General features: G+C 38.8%; 17 protein-coding genes. 6 read left to right on the top strand and 11 right to left on the bottom strand.

Going from position 1 to position 21,431, the window contains the following annotated elements; all coding sequences use genetic code 11:
- Positions 1 to 86 precede the first annotated feature (86 nt).
- The 4 genes from D0469_RS10955 to D0469_RS10940 all read right to left on the bottom strand — a co-directional run bounded on the left by D0469_RS10955 (position 87) and on the right by D0469_RS10940 (position 3,421).
- Entirely contained in the window at positions 87 to 785 is a 699-nt protein-coding gene (locus tag D0469_RS10955) for a GntR family transcriptional regulator (protein ID WP_325048949.1), read from the bottom strand.
- A 68-nt stretch (positions 786 to 853) separates the two neighbouring features.
- A complete protein-coding gene (locus D0469_RS10950; RefSeq protein WP_117326782.1) occupies positions 854 to 1,513 on the bottom strand; it encodes a DapH/DapD/GlmU-related protein in 660 nt (219 codons plus the stop codon).
- The gene (locus D0469_RS10945; protein ID WP_117326781.1) at positions 1,482 to 2,387 is read right to left on the bottom strand and encodes a PHP domain-containing protein; all 906 of its coding nucleotides are present in this window, start codon (positions 2,385 to 2,387) and stop codon (positions 1,482 to 1,484) included. Before D0469_RS10945 ends, D0469_RS10950 begins: the two co-directional genes overlap by 32 nt.
- A 218-nt stretch (positions 2,388 to 2,605) precedes the next feature.
- Complete coding sequence (locus D0469_RS10940; protein ID WP_117326780.1) at positions 2,606 to 3,421, bottom strand: uroporphyrinogen-III synthase; 816 nt, start codon at positions 3,419 to 3,421, stop codon at positions 2,606 to 2,608.
- Between the two features lie 276 nt (positions 3,422 to 3,697).
- Between D0469_RS10940 and D0469_RS10935 the strand changes: the two genes are divergently transcribed.
- On the top strand, positions 3,698 to 3,883 hold the full coding sequence (locus tag D0469_RS10935; RefSeq protein WP_117326779.1) for a hypothetical protein: 186 nt from the start codon (positions 3,698 to 3,700) through the stop codon (positions 3,881 to 3,883).
- A 405-nt stretch (positions 3,884 to 4,288) separates the two neighbouring features.
- On the opposite strand, the gene D0469_RS10930 is transcribed toward D0469_RS10935, so the two are convergent.
- Both D0469_RS10930 and D0469_RS10925 read right to left on the bottom strand, forming a co-directional pair.
- Positions 4,289 to 5,971, bottom strand: coding sequence for a glycoside hydrolase family 13 protein (locus D0469_RS10930; RefSeq protein ID WP_117326778.1), 1,683 nt, complete (start codon positions 5,969 to 5,971; stop codon positions 4,289 to 4,291).
- Positions 5,972 to 6,361: 390 nt separating this feature from the next.
- Positions 6,362 to 7,267 (bottom strand): LysR family transcriptional regulator, encoded by a 906-nt coding sequence (locus D0469_RS10925; RefSeq protein ID WP_117326777.1) that lies wholly within the window; start codon positions 7,265 to 7,267, stop codon positions 6,362 to 6,364.
- Positions 7,268 to 7,421: 154 nt separating this feature from the next.
- Between D0469_RS10925 and gdhA the strand changes: the two genes are divergently transcribed.
- Positions 7,422 to 8,807: an NADP-specific glutamate dehydrogenase gene (gene gdhA, locus D0469_RS10920; protein WP_117326776.1), complete on the top strand. Its 1,386-nt coding sequence runs from the start codon at positions 7,422 to 7,424 to the stop codon at positions 8,805 to 8,807.
- Between the two features lie 182 nt (positions 8,808 to 8,989).
- On the opposite strand, the gene D0469_RS10915 is transcribed toward gdhA, so the two are convergent.
- The 3 genes from D0469_RS10915 to D0469_RS21105 all read right to left on the bottom strand — a co-directional run bounded on the left by D0469_RS10915 (position 8,990) and on the right by D0469_RS21105 (position 13,188).
- Positions 8,990 to 10,084 carry a DMT family transporter gene (locus D0469_RS10915; protein WP_325048948.1) on the bottom strand — a complete coding sequence of 365 codons (1,095 nt, stop codon included), beginning with the start codon at positions 10,082 to 10,084 and terminating at the stop codon, positions 8,990 to 8,992.
- A gap of 1,048 nt (positions 10,085 to 11,132) precedes the next feature.
- Positions 11,133 to 12,791, bottom strand: a complete 1,659-nt coding sequence (locus tag D0469_RS10910; RefSeq protein WP_117326775.1) for an SWIM zinc finger family protein — start codon at positions 12,789 to 12,791, stop codon at positions 11,133 to 11,135.
- A 229-nt stretch (positions 12,792 to 13,020) separates the two neighbouring features.
- Positions 13,021 to 13,188, bottom strand: a complete 168-nt coding sequence (locus tag D0469_RS21105; protein WP_158553427.1) for a hypothetical protein — start codon at positions 13,186 to 13,188, stop codon at positions 13,021 to 13,023.
- Between the two features lie 343 nt (positions 13,189 to 13,531).
- Between D0469_RS21105 and D0469_RS10905 the strand changes: the two genes are divergently transcribed.
- The 4 genes from D0469_RS10905 to D0469_RS10890 all read left to right on the top strand — a co-directional run bounded on the left by D0469_RS10905 (position 13,532) and on the right by D0469_RS10890 (position 18,397).
- Complete coding sequence (locus D0469_RS10905) at positions 13,532 to 13,840, top strand: hypothetical protein (protein ID WP_117326774.1); 309 nt, start codon at positions 13,532 to 13,534, stop codon at positions 13,838 to 13,840.
- A gap of 412 nt (positions 13,841 to 14,252) precedes the next feature.
- On the top strand, positions 14,253 to 15,878 hold the full coding sequence (locus D0469_RS10900; protein WP_117326773.1) for a PAS domain-containing sensor histidine kinase: 1,626 nt from the start codon (positions 14,253 to 14,255) through the stop codon (positions 15,876 to 15,878).
- A gap of 76 nt (positions 15,879 to 15,954) precedes the next feature.
- Positions 15,955 to 17,187 (top strand): peptidase T, encoded by a 1,233-nt coding sequence (pepT, locus tag D0469_RS10895; RefSeq protein WP_117326772.1) that lies wholly within the window; start codon positions 15,955 to 15,957, stop codon positions 17,185 to 17,187.
- Between the two features lie 367 nt (positions 17,188 to 17,554).
- Positions 17,555 to 18,397 (top strand): STAS domain-containing protein, encoded by an 843-nt coding sequence (locus tag D0469_RS10890; protein ID WP_117326771.1) that lies wholly within the window; start codon positions 17,555 to 17,557, stop codon positions 18,395 to 18,397.
- A 317-nt stretch (positions 18,398 to 18,714) separates the two neighbouring features.
- Here the strand turns inward: D0469_RS10890 and D0469_RS10885 are convergent, their stop codons facing one another.
- Both D0469_RS10885 and D0469_RS10880 read right to left on the bottom strand, forming a co-directional pair.
- A complete protein-coding gene (locus D0469_RS10885; protein WP_117326770.1) occupies positions 18,715 to 19,182 on the bottom strand; it encodes a chemotaxis protein CheW in 468 nt (155 codons plus the stop codon).
- Between the two features lie 78 nt (positions 19,183 to 19,260).
- A complete protein-coding gene (locus tag D0469_RS10880) occupies positions 19,261 to 21,318 on the bottom strand; it encodes a methyl-accepting chemotaxis protein (RefSeq protein WP_117326769.1) in 2,058 nt (685 codons plus the stop codon).
- Between the last annotated feature and the right edge of the window lie 113 nt (positions 21,319 to 21,431).

Raw genomic sequence — 21,431 nt, 5'->3', positions numbered from 1 at the left:
CCCATGTCCTGTGGCAATGCGGTTCTTACCCACATCGTCTTATCTATTAAGATAAAAAAATAAGACCAGCGGTAAATCTCAGCTGGTCAAATGACATATGTGAAACTATCACTTCGGTATAAAATTTTTGTATGCTCCAATACCGTATCTGTTTTGATGTCGATACAGCCTGACTCTAAAGCTAAAAGCGGAACCAGGCTAGAGCATTCCAGGATGTCCCGTTCAACGGCTGAAGGGAAAACCACACTCAAAACACTGGATTTTGACGAAAAATCCCTATAACCTTTGCGGTTGTAGTATCCAAACATTGAAGTAATTTTTTTCCCATCGATATCAATATCATTAAAAATCGACTTTGCTACATAAGAGATGTGAAGAGCGATGGGTCTTTGATCAACAAGTCTTAGCCTTCCTACTTTGAAAACCCTCTCTGCTTCAGTCACACCCAGAGACTGATAAATCTTCGGATTATGATTAATTTCTTCACAAAATATATTTTTGGATTCAAATTGATAACCCTGCTCCGCCATTTTCTTACTAAAACTTACATCCCCGGACAAAACGAGAGGAATTTGGCACTTCCTATCTTTCACAAAACTTCCCTTTCCCTGCTGGGAATAAATATAACCCAGTTCTTGAAGTCGCTCGTAAACTTTCCTGATCTTAATTCTGGGCACTTTAAAGCGATCGGCCATTTCGTTTTCCGATGGCAGTTTATCATCGGCTCCATACTTTCCTGCATTCATATCGATAATCAGGGCATCCACAATACCCATTTCTTCCATAATTCATCCCCCCTCCGGCATACTAAGTTATGAATCTCAAATATGATGATTTTACGGAAAGTATTTGCCTATTTACTCAATACAGCTGTATTAATTTCTCCATATTTCTCTATAAAGCTGTTAATATCGTTTAATTCATTAAAACGTTCCTCAATAACCTTTCGCGGCCATTCCCACCAGGAAATTTCCAGCAACTTTGAGACAATATCCCGGGGAAACCTCATTTTAATTGGCTTAGACGGTACACCTGCCACTATTGAATAAGATTCTACATCCTTCGTTACAACTGAACCTGCACCTATCACCGCCCCTGTCCCAATCTTAACTCCTTTCATGATAATCGCCCCATGCCCGATCCATACATCATGACCAATCTGTACCCGGTTTAAGCGACGCCACTTGAATATCGTTTCATCGTCAGTCTCAGCAAAATCAAATGCTGCCCTTCTGTAAGTCATATGGTGCTGAGTGACACGATCCATAGGATGGTGAACAGGATTAATACACACATGGGAAGCTATCGAACAATACTTTCCGATTTCAGTATAATTAACTGTGACATCATCCATCGTATAGGTGTAATCGCCGATCTTTGATTCAATAATGTTATTATACTGACCAATAGACGTCCATTCGCCTGCGCAGCTATTGATTATATGGCTTGTTACATGGATTAGCGGATCTGCAGAAAGAGTTTCATTTTTTTGAGGACTGTGAATATGCTGCATATGTGTCCGCTCCTTTATTATTGAAATTTTTATTTCTTCTTTCTTTTAAAGCCTCAACTGCCTCCACACCCGGACTTTTAGACCCAAGCCTAATTTCTTTTTCTCCATAATAACCATGGAAATCCGATCCACCCGTCATCACAAGGCCGTATTCAACAGCATATTGTTTTGCTTTTTCTTCTTCATTTGGCCCATGCAACGGATGCCATACTTCTATTCCCTTAAGTCCTGCTTCAACCAATTCCGGAATAGCATCGAAATTATGATACTGTCCCGGGTGGGCAAGAACTGAAACACCACCGGCCTGTTCAATAGCTTTTATCGCTAATCTTGCATCAACATATTCCAATGGCACAAAAGCAATTCCGGGTGCAGTCCCATTTAGGCCACGAGAAAACAGCTCTTTATATAACTCCCCATAAATGGTGTCTGTATATCCGTTTTCAATCAATGCATGCATAATATGCTGCTTATAGACCCCTGTCCCGCCAGCAGCTAGGTTCATTACCTGTTCCCAACTGATCACGTATCCAGCTTGGATTAATCTCTGAACCATAATATATGATGCTTGATGCCGTGCTTCCAATAGAGGGTTACAGATTTCCTGAATTGCGGAATGAGCCTGTTCAATAAAATACCCAAGAATATGAACCCTTGTTTGCCGCTTAAAATCATAAGCCGATATTTCAATACCCGGTATAATTTCTATCCCAAAACGCTCGCCATTAATGATCATCTCTTTGAGGCCCTTTGTAGTATCATGATTTGTAATGGCCAGGTAGCGGACGTCTTCCTGTAATGCTAGCTCAAGAATCTCATTAATTGAAAAAGAGCAATCCGATACATTGGTATGGCAGTGCAAATCTGCTTTCATCATAAACCTCCTCTATAATCCCTGAATTTCGGCGCTGTTTATGAAAATAAGTGTATTAATTCTAATTAAAGCCTACCTTGATGCCATGTTAAACGGGTTAAACTATTGTAAAATTCGTGTAAAAAAACAGTAAGGAGACTTACTGCCTTAATCAAACGTTTGATTAAATGCTTGATAACACGCAAAAAAAGAGTGAACATATCCGTTCACTCCAGAGTCTATTGAATGTTATTTTTCTGATAGTATTGGCCCAAAGCCACTATTGCGCTTCCCATCCGTTCATTTTCGGGAACAATCACCCGTTCAATCCCTTCCTCTCTTAAAGCTTGGGCTGTCACCTTTCCCACTGCAACAGCAACTACTCCGGTAGAGAAGGCATGCAGGATTTCTTGTTCCACTCCTTTTTCCCTGGCAAAGCTCATTAAAAATCTGCCTTGAGGTGTACTTGTAAAATTCACCGCATCTATTTCCCCACTCTGTAATTCAGAGATTAATTGCTCCATCACCTCAGGCTGCGGCGGAACATGTTTGTAAGGAAGTATTTCTTTATAGTCACATTCTTGTTCATCCAGCCAGTCGATTAATCGCGGTGCCGGATCACCATGTAATTGCAGAGCGACCTTGCATCCACTTAAATTATGGGCGGCAAGTTCACGTACCAACCCCGCTGTACTTCCATCGTCATCACGCACAACCGGTGTGATACCCAGCTTTTTAAGAAAATTAACCGTTTTATAGCCACGGGCTGCTATATTAGCTTTCTCTAAAGCTTTGATAAATTCCTTATCCCGGCCCAACTTCCCCGCAATGCTGTACAATGTATCCATTCCAATGCCAGTTGTACAAATTATCCAATCAAAATTGCCTTCTACCAAGGATTTTATATCTGATTCAATATTGGTTTCATCAAGAAAAACGGTTCCCTGAGCAGGACGAAGAACAGGTATGCCTCCTAAATTCTCTACTAATTTACTAAGCTCCTCAGTTTTGCGCTGGCTTACTAGAGCAATTTTTTTGCCTTCTAAACTTTTCAAATAAACTCCCCCGTCGTCATTGTTTTAAATAGTATACATCTTTTATATAAAGCCCTACAATCCTTGTGTCCTTACGGGAATTAAGGAAGTATTTCACTGAATTATTTACTTCACCCTAAATTTAGATGCCTAGCAATAACAATATCCATCCGTTTTCCTCATGATTTCCCATCTTATTCAAAGAACCTTTCTTAATGCCCGAATTATAATAATACTTTAGTTTGATAACACACGATATTGACGTTGCATATATTAATCTTAAAGGAGGGATAAAAGATGGATAGAATAATCCTTGCACTATTAGCCGGTGTTTTAGCCGGATTTTCACTATTAAAGGTCTCTTTCGCAGATACTTTCTTATTTAGCTTAGAGCCGATTTTTACTATCATAGGAGTATTGGCAGTAACAGTGTTTTCATTGGTCCTGATTTTTAAAGCCGTTACAGCGTTATTTAATAAATAACGTTACGGGACTCAGTTTTTATACTGAGTCCTTTTTTGATAGCCAATTAATCTTCTTGCTTCCTAAAATGACGAAAAATACTGTCGGAATTTTCTATATATGTCTTGCAGGGTAAAACCGAATCCACGGAGAATAGTTATTTTAAAACACGCATAAGGAGGAAATATAAATGAAATGGATTAAATCCCTTATCTGTTATTTTAAGGGCAATCACAAGCTTAACATTTATAATCGGACATGCCTTCGATGTGGAAGAAAGAGCGTTATGCAGTAAATAGCTTTCCTTTGAAATCAATGTAGCCGTTTGACTTTCATTTTATAAGAGCGGGATTGCCGCAGGAAAAGGCCTGCTCGGTCACTTCGGCAGGCTTGTTTTTATTACAGCAGGAATTGTTTTGCTATTAGTCACTTTAAGCGGTACACCCTGGCTTCATAAGGTTTAAGAGCTAAATTTTGAATGGATTGCTGTGCGTTGACATCATAATTTGAGATTAATAATTCTTTCTCTGAAAATTGTATTGTTTCAGGAAGGGTAAATTCAGGTGTTTCCTGGCTGAAATTACAAATCACCAACAATTTTTCATTTTCTAACGTCCTTGTGAAGGCATAAATTTCCTCATCATTTTCCATAAGCAAATCATAACTGCCATACACAATGATTTCATTATCTTTTCTTAGCTGAATCAATTTTTTATAATAGTGAAAAATAGAATTTTGATCGTTTAGTACAGCCTTAGCATTGATTTTTTCATAATTTGGATTCACACTGATCCAGGGAGTTCCAATTGTAAACCCGGCATTGGGGCTTCCATCCCACTGTACTGGGGTTCGGGCGTTATCACGGCTTCGTTCATGTATTCCCTTAAATATTTCTTCATTCGATAGGGAACCATCGGTCAAATCGTGGTAGGCATTAAGCGTTTCAATGTCACGGTAATCACTTATGCTATTAAATTTGACATTCGTCATGCCTATCTCTTCTCCCTGATAAATATAGGGTGAACCTTGAAGCATATGGAGACATGTGGCAAGCATTTTACCAGAAATCTCCCTAAATTCTTCAGAATCATTGCCCCACCGGGAGATGGCCCTTGGCTGGTCATGGTTGCTCCAGTACAAGCTGTTCCATCCCTCTGTTTCCAGTCCCTTTTGCCATTTTGTAAAGATTTCTTTAAGCTCGGTCAACTTCCATGCTTTTGGGTCCCATTTTCCAAATTTTCCATCACCCAAACCAACGTGCTCAAAATGGAAAACCATGTTTAATTCACGTCTGCTCTCCCCAGTGTACAGTTTTCCTTGCTCAACCGATACTCCGGGCATTTCCCCAACTGTTATTGTGTCATAATTGCTCAATGCTTCCTTGTTCATTTCCTTTAAAAACTCATGGATCCTCGGGCCATTCCGGAAATATTTGCTGCCTTTTCCATATTTTAACCCTTCAACCACATCACCCTGTGGATATCTTGTATCCTTGGAAATGAAATTAATTACATCCATACGGAAACCATCGATGCCTTTGTCAAGCCAAAAACGCATCATTTCGTATACTTCTTTTCTAAGTTTGGGATTCTCCCAATTCAAATCAGGCTGTTTCTTACTGAACAAATGCAAATAATACTCTCCAGTTTGTTCATCGAATTCCCAGACACTTCCTCCAAAAGCCGCTCCCCAATTTGTTGGAGGTTCTCCGTTTACAGGTTCTTTCCAAATATAATAGTCTCTGTATGGGTTATCCTTTGATTTGCGGGATTCTTGAAACCATGGGTGCTCATCGCTTGAATGGTTGACAACTAAATCCATCATGATTTTTATCCCGTGCTGATGGGCTTCCTCCAGCATCCTGTCAAAATCATTCATCGTACCAAAGTCATCCATGATATCCCGGTAATCGGAAATATCATATCCATTATCATCGTTTGGAGACTTAAAAACCGGTGATACCCAGATAACATCAATTCCTAATTCCCTTAAATATGGAAGCTTTTCCGTGATTCCATTCAGGTCGCCAATTCCGTCTCCATTGCTGTCACGAAAGCTTCTCGGATAAATCTGATAAATAACACTTTCCTTCCACCATGTTTTCTTCATCCTCACTCACTCCAATCATTCTCGATTTTGAATACCAGCCATAGGATCAATCTTGCTGCCGCTTATCATTCCGATATTTCTATCACCTTTATCGTTAAATAATGTGCGGAAGCATATGCCGAATGAAAATCATCCACCTTTACAAAAGGACCGGAAAAGAATCTGATTCGGTTGCCAATAGAACCAGCGGGACTTTCATTTTATTGTTGTATTGATAATATTGTCTTTTAACACCTTTAAATGCAATCAGTCCATTCTCCTTAAAACCGAGATATCACCCCTCCAAACTATTAACATTGTGAACCTAATGGTCCCTTTGTATTGTCGTCATTTTCTCCACATCTCCTATATAGTTTTTTCTTTTATATCACTTAAAATCTCCAAGAGTACTTACTTCTGAAAGTCATCCAGCATAATAAAGAAGCCTTTAAGAAACTCATAAAATATCTTTTCTGTCGGCAGCAGCTGGCGTTCTACGGGAATAATGACACCAACTGTGCGGATAACCTCGGGCTGACTGACCGCGACCTTGACTGTGGAGCGCGGGAGACTATCAATCAAAGTAATTTCTGGAATTAGCGTCACACCGAGCCCTGCGGATACTAATCCTTTTATCGCATCAATATCTTCTCCTTCGAATGACACTGCAGGTTCAAAACCAAGTTGCCCGCAAGCGTTCATAATGATTTCACGTAAAACAAATCCTTTAGGAAATAAAACAAATGAATCATCTCTTAATTCATTTAAGTTTAATGATGTTTTATGTGCCAACGGATGGCTGACTGGCAATAGGGCTACAATCTTTTCTGTAAACAGGATGCTTCCTTCAACCTTTTTTTCTTCTTTTGGCACCGGACCAAGCAGTGCCATATCAATCTCCCCTTTTGCAACTCCATCTATTAGATTACGGTAGGATCCCTGCTTCAGCTGAAATTTTACTTGAGGATACATCTCACGAAAAGCTGAAATGGCAGTAGGCAGCGTATAAGCGGCCAGACTGCTTGGAAATCCGATGCGGATTGTACCGTGCTCCGGATCTAAAAACTCTTCAACCTCCCGCTTCGCATTATCAATTACCTTCATTGCTTTCTGCATATGTTTAAGAAATATTCCGCCTATTGGTGTTAACCTAACATTTCTGCCTTCTCTTATGAAAAGATCGACACCTAGTTCTGATTCAAGATTAAAAACCTGCCGGCTGACAGCGGATTGTGCGACATGTAATGCTGAAGCAGCGTCTGTCACATGCTCTCTTTTAGCAACTTCAATAAAATATTGTATTTGTCTCAGTTCCAACTTTATCAACTCCAATTTTGCTTATATCTCATTTTGGCATTAATTTAATCTATTATCCATATTGGATAGATTATTTTAAATGTCATAAAATAAAATAATAATTTACCAACAATTTAAAATTATTTTTAACATAGAAGGAGAGAAGAGTAAGAAAATGACTACTACCTTAGAAGAAGTTATCCAACCAGAAATACAAGATGCGAAAGACTATGTCAATGAAGTGTACGAAACTGTGAAGAAGCGCAATCCAAATGAAAGCGAATTTCACCAGGCGGTTAAAGAAATTCTTGATTCTTTGGTGCCCGTTTTTGCAAAACATCCAAAATATAAGAATCACGGCATACTTGAAAGAATTGTTGAGCCGGAAAGATTGATTACGTTCCGGGTTCCCTGGGTGGATGACCAAGGAAAAGTACAGGTAAACCGTGGTTTCCGGGTTCAATTCAATAGCGCGATTGGTCCATATAAAGGTGGTTTACGCTTTCACCCTTCCGTAAATGCCAGCATCATTAAATTTTTAGGCTTTGAACAAATTTTGAAAAATTCCTTAACCGGACAGCCAATCGGAGGCGGTAAGGGAGGATCTGATTTTGATCCTAAGGGAAAGTCTGATGGCGAAGTCATGCGTTTTGCTCAAAGCTTCATGACAGAACTCTCTAAATATATCGGTCCCGATACAGATGTACCCGCCGGCGATATTGGTGTCGGAGCCAGAGAAATTGGTTATTTGTTTGGACAGTATAAAAAAGTCCGCGGCGGATATGAGGCTGGTGTTTTGACAGGCAAGGGGCTTGGGTACGGTGGAAGCTTAACACGTACAGAAGCGACAGGCTACGGTGCGGTTTATTTCGTTGAGGAAATGCTGAAAGATAAAGGACTTAGTTTTAAAGGAAGCACGGTTGTTGTATCAGGATCCGGCAATGTTTCCATCTATGCAATCGAAAAAGCAACACAGTTAGGTGCAACTGTTGTGGCCTGCAGTGATTCAAACGGTTATATCTACGATGAAAAAGGCATTAATCTCGACACAGTGAAAAGGCTTAAGGAAGTTGAGAGAAAAAGAATTAAGGAATATGTGGAAGAACATCCTCACGCACAATATGTCGAAGGCTGCTCAGGTATCTGGAATATTCCGTGTGACATCGCTTTGCCATCTGCAACACAAAATGAAATCGACGAAGAATCAGCTAAGACCTTGATTGCAAACGGTGTAAAAGCGATCGGTGAAGGTGCAAACATGCCATCCACACTGAAAGCAATTGATGAGTTCCTGAACAACGGCATTCTTTTTGCCCCGGCTAAAGCTGCAAATGCTGGTGGTGTAGCGGTCTCCGCATTGGAAATGGCCCAAAACAGCGCCAGACTATCCTGGACATTTGAAGAAGTGGATGAAAAACTGCACAAGATTATGGTTGATATTTATCAAAACAGTGTGAAAGCCGCCGAGGAATATGGCTTCACGGGCAATCTTGTAGTTGGTGCGAATATCGCAGGTTTCTTAAAAGTAGCGGATGCAATGATCGCACATGGTGTTATTTAATCAATATACAATACAGAAGGTGTTTCAAAAGTTCGCTTTTGGGACACCTTTTTGTTATTTAAAATTATCTTTTTGATTCTGGGTGACAAAAAAAAGAAGAGCAGTCCCAAATAGTTTATACTGTCTGTTTGATCCCCTACTCTTCTATAAGGCCCATTATATGCATGGGTTATGTGGTACATTTACACAGTGTACTTTTTTTTCATGTTCATCTGCTGATTCCTTTTCCGTTTACGAATCAATTCTTCAAAACCTCCTGAACCAAGTACAACACCAATTAAAATAAAAACAAAGCCTATCAGCTGTGCAGCTGCAATTTTCTCTTTTAGAAAAATTACGGATCCAATAAGGGAGAAAAACGGGCTCAGATTGATGAAGATCGAAGCTTCTGCCGCTCCTACCTTTCCCATTGAAAAGTTATAAAGCATATGCCCTAAAGCGGTAGCAATGACCGCAGATGCAAAAAATAGTGCCCACAGGCCAATTGAAGCATTCTGCATGCTTGCAAGGCCTTCAGGTTCAAGAGCCAGACTGATAAAAAACAGAATGACGGATCCCATTACAAGCATATAACCTGTCATTAAGCGAGGATCAAGGGTTTTTGATACTTTTGCTATAAGCACAAAACTGATTGCTTGTGAAAGAACAGATAGGAATACGGAAACATCACCGGACGCAATGCCATGAAAACCTCCGCCACTTTGCAGCACGATACAGCCAACCCCTGTAATTCCAAGCAAAAAGCCCACTGCCCTAATGACAGTCATTGTGCTCCCAAGGAACAAGACAGCAAGCACCGCAGTTAATATGGGACCCAGACCAAGAATAAGCCCGCCATTGGATGCCGAGGTTTCTGATAATCCCACAGCCAAAAAGTAATGGTGCACGACTACATTAAAAAGTCCGCCAATAAAGACGTAAATGAATTCCTTTTTTGTTAGCATTCTAACCTTTTTAATAATAGAAAGAATAATAAAGACACTGACTCCCCCTAAAAAAATACGAAAAGCCGTCATTGTAACAGGCATGAAATTTGTTACAAGTATTTTTGTCGCAATGACGTTCAATCCCCATGAGATCATGACACAAAATAAAATCAGATAAATCTGTTTTTGTTTCACCTGTTTCACTTCTTTCAAATATGCTATATCCATGATAACAAAAAGGGGGATGATATGAAGTTCTTGTTTGTTTTTTGTTAATTCTGTTATTCTTTGATGTTGATTTCCCGCGATAAGCGATACTCCTGAAAATCGTTTAATAAAGAAAACCCTCAATGCGCCGAACCCTTTAGGTCAATCCCGTGATTGGCGGCAGAGTACGTCCCGTTTCAAGGATACTTTTTAAATTGCTAAGAATTGCTGGCCAGCCATTATTAATGCCAAAGAATCCTTCACTTTCACCAACGAAATCTGCAGGCAGTAAATCTTCGTGTTTGAGCCTTAATTTTACAGTTCCAGCATAAAAGTTACTCTAGGGGAGCGTTCGCATACTGTTTTATCTTCTACCGAGTTAAAAGTATAGGAAAGAAGACGATACGGTTCATTCTTTAATACTTTTCCTGATCTACCACCTTCCCATTCTTGTCTAAGTAAGATATGGTTGAGCCTTCTGACCAATCAGATTGTACTTCTATCCAAACCAGTATTGTTTTGTAACATCATCGCTGTTAGAGCTTCCCGCAGTTTTTCCTGAGTTGTTGCCACGTAAGAACATAAACAATTTTTATATCTATCATTTTATTCCTCCTCAAAACTTTTTTCCGATTTACTCCATACTTCAACCCGTAGCCCGCTTATGCTTAAACGGTTTAACAAAAACATTACACAGCAGTTATTCTACATACGGATTTTCACGGAATTCTCACGGAATTAATTTTATCTTCACGGAAATCAGTAATCTATAGATTTACCAAAAAGGACCTCTTGGAATGAAGGCCATTGGGGGAAACACATAAATATTTCGGCTAAATCTGATTTACCGGGATTTTTTTATTGCTGTTAAGCGAACTTTAATAGATGGTGACGACAAATTGCGCCTGTTTAGCTGTGAAAGGTCTTTATTTATCCCGACTCAGATTTGCATAATGGATTATTCATACTGTTCCTCCACATGTGACGCCCCTGTTTAAGTAAAGGAGAGCAGCCTTTTAAGGCCTCTTCCCCATTTTTAAATAATAAGGGCGAAGGTTAAGCCCGGACTCTCCAGCGAATTTTGCAATGACCGCACACTGAAATTCAATTTTCAAAGATTTTCAGGTGGACTTTCCAATTAAGGAATCGTTTGAACAAACAAAAATGTCTGCATTCTCTGTGACATGACGCCTTACTTGACCTTGCCTAGCTCGTCCAGAAATGCCGGTCTTCTAATATACTGCTGTGTTAACCTCCCTATTAATGCCTTAGCATTTTCACTTCCACAAGCTTTTTTATATATTTTGATAATCCGGCACACTGCTTTATACTTTTTCCTGTCCGATGCAGCCTCTGAGGATAGTTCTATTAAGTTTATAAATATCTCGCTTACTTCTTGAGGGTATTCTTTAGTAAGGTAAGGATAATGCTCGGTTATAGACATAATGTGACGCCTGCAGTATTCCAGCAGCTTTGCAGTTTGTTTTTCTTCGATTAGAATTTTTTCATATACTGAAGATGTATGTCGTACCTCAAAGGCTTCCAAAATATTTTTCAATACTCTTTCCCATTGCTGTGGCTGATATAGTTGTTTTAGCTTTACATAATACTCGTAATCTTGACCTAAGAGTAGTCCCATGGCCAATTCACGCTGCTTTTCTACATGCCCCATTTTCCCATAGATTTCATACAAAATTTCCCGCCACTGCTTGACAAGCCCTCGATATTGGCTATCCGACTTCTCTCCGTCAATACATAACCGTTCTGCTTCCTGAAAATCTTCTCGTTCCAATGCGATATGAATCGCCTTTTCACGAAATTCACTATGGTGAATATTTTGCCAGATAAATTGCTCAGCTTTTTCGGACCCTTCACAGGATTCTATGATATCCAGCTGAAGGAGCTTTATATTTGAAATGTTATGATCACCACTCCAAGATGAACCGTCAAATTTCTTAAGCATCTTCTCAAGGTGCTTCATGACTTTGTTGCGCAATTCAGGGATACCGGCAAAGCGTGTGCAGACTTTCAAGAGGGCATCACTCCATTCTTCCCACCCATCATAGCGTTTGTGAAGTGCCTCCTTAAAAATCGAATCAAACACCCTTTTTTGTTCATCTTCTTTTAAGGAGTATATTCCTCTCAATACTGCATTATCAATCAGGTCAATACTTCCATAAATTACTTCACCAAGATTCCCATCAGAATCATCACAGTACTGAATCATTTCTACCACAATCGATAGGACAGCAACCGAAAGATTGACTGTACTCTCAATCTTCCCCTCTTCCATTCTATTGGAAGCGGTTTGCAGCGTTTGATGGGCTCCCTGAAGCGCAAGAGAAACATCCCTCCACTCGATAAACCCTCTTCGTTTATATGGCCGGATAGATTCCTTGATCAATTTCTTCGCAGCTGTAATTTCATCATCGGTCTGCACATATTTCAGCATCAGCTTCGACTCAATTTCCGGATATTCTTGCATTAACTTCACAACAAGGTTCACGAGATCCTCGCTTGACTGCTTAAGAAGAATCGTTTTCAAGTCTGTTTTCGTGTAAGGAACCTTGCTATCTTTTGGTTTTTTTCTTCTCTCTCTTAAAGCTAAAAAAACTGCTGCCTGGTGTTTACAAAAGTCACCCTCATATGGACAAACACACCATGTATCGATTATTTCTTCATTATAATCAAGATAGACCTCTACCGAATAGATTTCAGATCCATCCACACTAGCCGTATAATGGCCCTTTTCGGTTTCTTCCAAAGATAAAATATGGCCGTTTTTGTAATAATCCTTCCCGCGCTTTAGGATTGTATCTTTAAAAGACTGTTCGAAATTAAAAAGATCCATTATATAGTTCCTCCCCTAAGAATGAATTAAATCATTTGAGATTAATCCAAACACAAAAACAAGTTCTCTTTAGTATTCTTATCCGCTAATTTCAAGGAGATTAATAGTAGAAAAACTATAATTGTATGAAACCCCTATTTTACTTATTATTTTACATCTGTTATACAAAATTCCGAAATAAGAAGCTTTTTAAATCAAAAAGGGAATCCAATAAACGGATTCCCTCTCTTTATCTTCCTCTGGTATCGCCGCCGCCGAGACCTGCCGGACCAGCCGCATTTCTGTCGTTAAATTTGCTTTTACCTTGACCTTGTTCTTGGCGGGATGTTTTTTCATACTCTACATCCTGATCCATGTCTCTTGCTTTTTTTAATAGCTCATCATTTCCATTGCTCATAGGATTTCACCTCCACCCTTATTTTGCCCTTTTATTTGTATGCTAACTCTTTCCCTTTCAAAAGCTCTTTTTAACGACGCAAGAATGAGCGCGAACGGGAGGATATTCACTCATTAATTGATTCAGCAGCATATCTTTTGTAATTTCGAGCTCATTAACATCCCTGTTTAACACATCTCGCCCTCCCCTTCTTAAATTAGACGAATATCCCAACAGTTTTAACCCATGAAATTTTACATTTATTTAAATTTATTTCTAGTTAATATAAGTTTAATACTTCCAGGTTACGTGAAAAATACCATTAGAGAACCAAAAAATATCTACTGGAGATGGAGGAGACATCATGAAACTTCTATGGAAATCCAAATTTCTGACAGCCGGGCTGGCTGCAAGTTTAGCATTAGGATTAGCTGGCTGCGGAGGAAATCAAGATCCGGCACCTGAAGAACCAAACAGTAATCAAGAAGACCAAAAGCTTCAGAAGAGTGAAATAAAAGAGTGGAAAGAGGATCAAGAAAAGGTTGAAGACGGAGTAGAGGAATTACACAAAGAACATAATGATACTGATACAAAAAACCCAAATGTACCAAATGATCCAGCTAATCCGGAAGAAAAGCAGGAGATGGAGCAGAATGAGGGTTATGCTGGCTAGCATGGGCTTAGAATGGTACGCATAGTCAATACAGTAATAGAATTGCAGGCTTATAGAACATACGATCTTAACTTCAAGCCAGCATTACTGATGAGGTACCCAAGCAACACCAATATGATTAAACGCCTGAGTTTAGAAAATAAACTCAGGTTTTTTATGTTTGTAAAACGACTGCAGTTCATTTTTATGTAATCAAGATGATTTCCAACCATTTTTATTTTTTCCCCTATTATTAATAAGACAAATATCCTATATGTTATGCCTGGGTTTTGTTATAATGATATATTGGTATGTCTTTAGTTATAAAGTCATTATTTAGTTTATTAAGCTCATAATTTTCTGCAATCTTTTTGATTTAATTTGGTCCTTTAAAATGTGTAATCCATTAACAACGAGGGAGAACGTATTACTAATGTCTAAAGGAAAGATTATATTAATATATATTTGTTTTGGAATAGTATGGGTTTTTGGGACTGATTATTCCATTGATAAACTAATAGCAGATCGAAAGTTATCTTTGATTATTCAAGAAATAAAAGGCTTATTGTTCGTCCTGTTCACAGGATTGCTGCTTTATTTTTATCTTGCTAAAAGTGAAAAACTGTCGAAATTGAAGGAAGAGGAGCGCCGGCTTCATACCTTGATCAACTCCATGGTCGATTTTGTCAATTTCAAAGATGGCGAGGGGAGATGGATTGAAGCAAATGAATTCGGACTTAAGTTGTTCCAATTAGAAAACATCGATTATAAAGGAAAGAAGGATTCTGAGCTTGCCAATTACTCTGGATTTTTCAAAGAAGCGCTAAGTTTTTGTGAGGTTTCAGATGAAGAGACATGGCAAAATAAGACGATAAGCAGATGCGAAGAAAATGTGCCATTGCCGAATGGTGATATAAAAACATTTGATACAATCAAGGTTCCTTTATTTCATCAAAATGGTTCAAGGAAAGGACTCGTTGTAATTGGCCGAGACATCTCCGAAAGAGTGGCAGCGGAAAAAAAATTATCCGAGAAGCAGCAGAAATACCAATCATTGTTTAAATATAATCCTGATCCAGTCTATATGATGGACTTAAAAGGTTTCATAACCAACATTAACCCACAATTTGAATCCATATTCGGCCTTCCCCATGACGAATTGGTCGGCACTTCTATTTCTGATTATACTTTTCACTCCGCAGAAGAAAAAGATAGGTTAATGGAATCTTTTTTACATGTGATAAACAATAAAACCGGCATTAATAGTGGTGATATAAGGCTTCAAACAATAAATGGGACTAGGATATTTGCCTGCACTTTTGTTCCAATGATGATAGATGATGAGCTAGCAGGAATCATCAGTTACGCAAAAGATGTTACGCAAATACGGGAAACCCAAGAGATACTTCGAAAAACGGAAAAGCTTTCTGTGGTTGGTGAGCTTGCCGCCAGTGTGGCCCATGAAGTTAGAAATCCGTTGACCTCCCTCAAAGGGTTCGTTCAATTGCTTCAAACCAGTGAAGACGAGTACAAGCATTATTATTCGATCATGCTCAGTGAACTGGACCGAATAAATCTGATAGTTAGTGAGCTGCTAGTGCTCGCAAAACCGCAGGACCTACAATATGAAAAGCATAGCGTAATTCACCTTATGACGGATGTGAAAGCACTGCTAGAACCTCAAGCTAATATTGATGGAGCAAGGATATCCATGGATATTAAAGACCCGCTTCCATTGATATCCTGTGAAGCAAACCAATTAAAGCAAGTGTTTATCAATATTATCAAAAACTCTATTGAAGCCTCCAGCCAAAATATTAATATAGTTTTTGAGCAGAATGAGGAGTGGATTTACATTAACATTAAGGATGACGGCTGCGGAATGGAGGAAGACCGGATAAAGCATTTAGGTGAACCCTTCTATTCTTCAAAAGAAAAAGGTACCGGTCTTGGGTTGACCGTAACCTATCGTATTATTGAAGCCCATCACGGAAAAATTTCCTTCAATAGTGTACTCGATCAAGGCACTGAAGTGAAGATCCTGCTGCCAATCGGCTAAACAGGCATATAGGCGTCCACACATTGTGTGGACGCCTATTTTTCATGATAAGATGAACAAAAGGAGTTGAGGTTAAGTGAAGAGCGAAATCATTGAAAGATTTGTTTCTTATGTAAAAGTAGATACGCAATCAGATGAAAATAGTGAAACCACCCCTTCTACATCCGGGCAGCTTACTTTAGCTCGCACGCTGGTTGACGAATTAAAAGAGATTGGAATGCAGGAAGTTACAATGGACGAAAACGGGTATGTTATGGCAACTCTTCCTCCAAATACTGAAAAGCAGGTTCCTACAATTGGATTTTTGGCACATGTGGATACTGCTACTGATTTTACAGGGGCCAACGTTAATCCTCAGCTCGTAGAAAACTACAGTGGAGAGGATATTACATTAAATGATTCATTACATATTGTCTTATCTCCACAGGACTTCCCTGAACTGTCGAATTACAAGGGCCATACATTGATTACAACAGACGGGACTACACTGCTTGGCGCTGACAATAAGGCCGGAATTGCTGAAATAATGACAGCAATGAAATATTTAATTAATCATCCGGAAATAAAGCATGGCAGAGTAAGGGTTGGGTTTACACCGGATGAGGAGATTGGCCGAGGCCCGCATAAATTTGATGTCACCGCATTCAATGCCCAATTTGCTTACACAGTGGATGGCGGTCCGCTTGGTGAATTGGAGTATGAGAGTTTTAATGCAGCAGCAGCAACAATCACCATTAAAGGCAACAACGTTCATCCGGGTACAGCAAAAGGAAAAATGGTGAATTCTGCAAAGATAGCCATGGAATTAAACAAAATGCTCCCAGCTGAGGAAGCTCCAGAATGGACTGAAGGTTATGAAGGTTTCTATCACCTAATTTCGATTAACGGCGATGTTGAGCAAACAAAGCTTCACTATATCATTAGGGATTTTGACAGAGAAAACTTCAATAAACGAAAAGCGACGATTGAACGTATTGTGGATCAGCTGCGCGATCTCTATGGAACAAACAGCTTTACCCTTGATATGAAGGATCAATATTATAATATGAGGGAAAAAATTGAACCGGTAAAGCAAATAGTGGACTTCGCCTATGAGGCAATGGAGAACCTTAATATCAAACCGGACATCAAGCCCATCCGCGGCGGCACAGACGGTTCCCAGCTATCCTACATGGGACTGCCAACTCCGAATATTTTTACAGGCGGCGAAAACTTTCACGGCAAGTATGAATATGTCTCTGTCGACAACATGATTAAAGCCACCATGGTTATCGTTGAAATTATTAAGTTATTTGAACAAAAAGCATAAATCATAGGTATTCAGGTCCCCGTCGGTGCAATTTATGCGAGGAACCTGTCCCCTATTTATCTCCTATCCTCCAAATAAGCAACTCAACTGCACTGAGGCTTTACTTACAATAAACCTATTTAATCAAACGTTTAATTAATACTCCATTACAAACACAAACAAACACCGGAGTGTTCGTTACTTATTATAACAAAGTTAAGCTGGAAGATTTAAATGCCACGAAACACCAAAATTCTATGCCACCCAGTCAAATTTATTACTGAATGAATAAACATCTAATGGCATTCTAACCTGCTATGAGCAATCCTTTCTTTTAAACGTTTAAAGAAGCTATAATTGAACTATCATGATTGTCGGAGGTTTTGAAATGTATGATAAGGATAAAGAATTGTATGACTATATAATAAATAATTCCGCCAATATTAGTTCACAATGGTTTGGTGAAAGAACTCATATTAAGGGATCTATATATTCTAAAGATGCCGATTTATCAATTGAACAAAAGCTGAAAGAGCAGCATAAATACACTATTGATTTAATAGCAAGCGGTTTTTTGGATGATAGAAGTATTTTTCAAGATAAAATGAAAGAATGGACGAAGTTTGTTGTTACAAGCAGGATTGAGTACGACACGCCAATATTTGAAGTATTGCAAGCTCTTAGCAGGACAAGAAGAATCATTTGGGGATTTGTAGAGGATTATATAAAGGGAACAGAAGAGATTGACAAACAGGATGTGCTCAGATGGAATTCCATATATAATACAACCTTGGACACGTTAATCAATGAATTCTCAAGAAGCTATTATAATGCCACAACGCATAAATTAAAGGTCCAGCAGGAGCTCATTGATGAAATCAATAGTCCAGTTATTCCCGTTGTGGATGATGTGGCGGTTTTGCCACTGATTGGGCTTATTGACGAATCTAGAGCAGAATCTATTTTGCAATCCATACCTGATAAATGTGTTAGAAAAAATATAGCTCACCTTGTAATTGATGTTTCAGGCGCAAATTATTTGGATACATCAGTTGCTCACAGACTGTATCAGCTAATAAATGTAATCAGTTTGCTTGGAATAAACTCAATCATAGCCGGTGTCCGGCCTGATGTAGCTCAAACTGCCATAAAATTAGGTATAGACTTTAGCCATTTAAAAACATTTAGCGATTTAAAACAGGCACTCCGGCATTTTGGGGTAAGGAGATAGAATTAGGATTGATCATAGATACAATAGAGCTGTTTATAAGCCCCCCTACAATTGCTGAACAGGTTTGTATATTCGTTTTAGAATAGAATTATTTATTAAGGAATTGCAAACAGCATCACAAAAAACGTATTCAAAAAAAAGGATGGACACCGAATTTTTACTTTCTTGAACACCGGTGTCCATCCTTTTAAATTACGAGATTTTATAAACATTCATTAGGCTTTTTGTTTGCCTGCACAGATCATTTACTTGCACCACAGAATGATTATAGCTTATGGATTATCAAGGGGAATATTCTTGCCAAAACAGTTAGGGGTCTAAGTTGTTAATTGTTCCATTTGTTCCCGAATTGATTCAATATCACCTAAATTAACTACTAATTTTTCCAGGTTCAGTAAAGTGACAAATCCAGTATCAGTTTGTATTACTCCTGATAGATAGGTCACATTTGCAGTTACCAGGCCATTTACTTCGTTTATGTCTTCTGAAAGTACATCTACGATTTCTTTTGCATCCTCAACAATGATTCCAACGATAGAATCATTGAGATTCACTAGGATAATTTTATTGCTGTTACTCTTTTTAAACGGTTGGTTAAATAGTATTTTCGCGATATCTAAAACAGGTATCACCTTGCCGCGAACATTTGTAATACCCGACATATAATCTGGCACTTGAGGCAATTTGGTTAGGTCCAGCATTTTTTCAATCGAACTGACACTGGAAACCGGGATACCATATTGTTGTTTACCTGCCTGAAACACCACATACTTCTCAGATTCCATTATATTACCTCCTTTTGACACTCTTTTGGTTTATAGGATTTAGCAGTATTCGCTATGATGATATTGCCATTGAAAAAATTACAGCTTAAATTGAGAAATAACTTCTTCAAGATCGATTGCCATTTTTGCCAGCTCTTGTGCCGCATAAGATACATCTTCCATAGAGGCACTCATTTGCTGAGAGGATGCTGCCACATTCTGAGAATGTTCATTCACATCTACAGAAGTCTTAGCTACATTTTCAATATGGCTAACAACTTCCATTATTCGGTTTTTCATCTTTTCCATCGCTGAGCCCACTTCTGATATATCAGTGGATACAGCCATAACGGACTCTTTAATCTCTCCAAAGGCTACACCACTTTCGTTAATAAGCAGTAATCCTTCTTTTGCAGAACTCGAGCCCTTATCTACAAGTTTCATAGATTCGTGGATACCATCCTGTATATCAATAATAATATCATTTATTTGCAGTGCTGATTGGCTTGATTGTTCAGCAAGCTTTCTTACTTCATCTGCCACAACAGCAAAGCCTTTGCCGTGGTCTCCAGCTCGAGCTGCTTCTATGGCAGCATTCAGTGCCAATAAATTTGTTTGTTCTGAGATAGACTGTATCATCAAACTCATTTGGCTGATTTTGTTCGACTTTTCATTCAGTTCACTTATTTTTTCAGCTGAGGAAGAGACATTCTTATCAATTTCGTTCATTTGCTGTACTGTTTTATCTACAACATCACTGCCTTGTTTCGCTGCTTCCGCAGAGTGATTAATAGAATTACTGACATTCATCATGCTTACTGATACATCTTCAACATGCTTAGTCACTTCATTAATAATTTCTACTGCATCCTCCATAGCGTCGTTCTGTTCGTCCGTTCCTGCAGCAACACTTTGAATAGATTCAGATATTTGATTGGATGCTTTTTGGTTTTCTATTGAACCTGCTGCCAGCTCCTCTGAAGTTGCCGATAACTGTTGAGTTTCACCGGCAATTTTTGTAATGACTTCTTTGAGGCTATTAGCCATGATATTGTAATTCTGGGCCATTTCCCCGATTTCGTCATTTGCCTTTATAGTAACTCGTTGAGTGAAATCACCTTTAGACATAGCTAAGGATAAACTACTTATTTTGTTGATGTCACCTGTAATTCTCAAGCTCATGTAAATAGAAACCAATACTGCTGCAACAGCCACAATTGCGCCAATTAACAAGAGTGCCCCGCGAATGTCATCTGCTGCTGCAGACAATTCACTCTTTTCAATAACAGCTATGTACTTCCAGCCTTCATTATCCGAACTAACTGTATTTAGCATATAATCTTTCCCGTTAATTTCCGCTTCAAATGTCCCATCTTTTTTTAAATCCTGAAGTTCTGGAACCTTTAGCTCAGAGATTGGTTTGAAATTTAATTTGGGATTTTGTGGATTAGCAAGAATTGTTCCATCACTTTGCGTTAAAATAACATAACCATTCTTACCGATTTTAATGTCCTTGATTATGCTTGTCAGACCTTCCAGACTAACATCTAGCCCCAGCACACCTATCTGCTGTCCATTTTGTTCAATGGTCACCACGTTACTTACGATAATTCCTTCTTGTCCAGTAGCCGCGTAGGCACTTGTCATCGTTACTTCACCTGGCTTCTCGGCTGCTTTGGTGAACCAAGGCCGTTCTCGAGGATCAAAACCTTGTGTCGTAGGTCCTTCAGGATACTGGATATACCCTCCAGCAGACGTTCCCATATAAACATAAGCTGCAGTCGGATGCGTTTTACCAAATTGGGAAAACACTTCATAAATGCTCTTTTCTTTAGTTCCATTTTGGGATGGGGTCATTTCGATCGAATCACCAGCAGTTTCATCAACTGCTGCATAGGAGGTGATACTGTTATCAGCACTTTTTACCGTTGGATTAGTTGCTAACAACTTTGCATTTTCTCTAATAGATTCAAAATACATTGAAATCGCATTATCAACCTGTTTAATTTCCCGTTCACTGGACCTGATATATGCTTCCTCAGTAGTGTCACTGACATTATTATTAACGAAGAAACCAATGAATAAGATAGGTATTAGTGACAGTAGTAACGAATATATTAATAGTTTTGCTTTAAATGAGAACTTCAATTTTTTCATAACAAAACCTTCCTAACGCAGGAAAAAGCAAAAATAATTCCTGTTCCGTTTATTTTTCAGCATTTGTCTCCGTATCGTGTTTGACTTGCAAGCAATCTTTTTTATTAAACATC

This window comes from Peribacillus saganii, assembly GCF_003429095.1.
GTDB classification, from domain to species: domain Bacteria; phylum Bacillota; class Bacilli; order Bacillales; family DSM-1321; genus Peribacillus; species Peribacillus saganii.
This window is presented reverse-complemented; position numbering and strand designations above follow the sequence as displayed.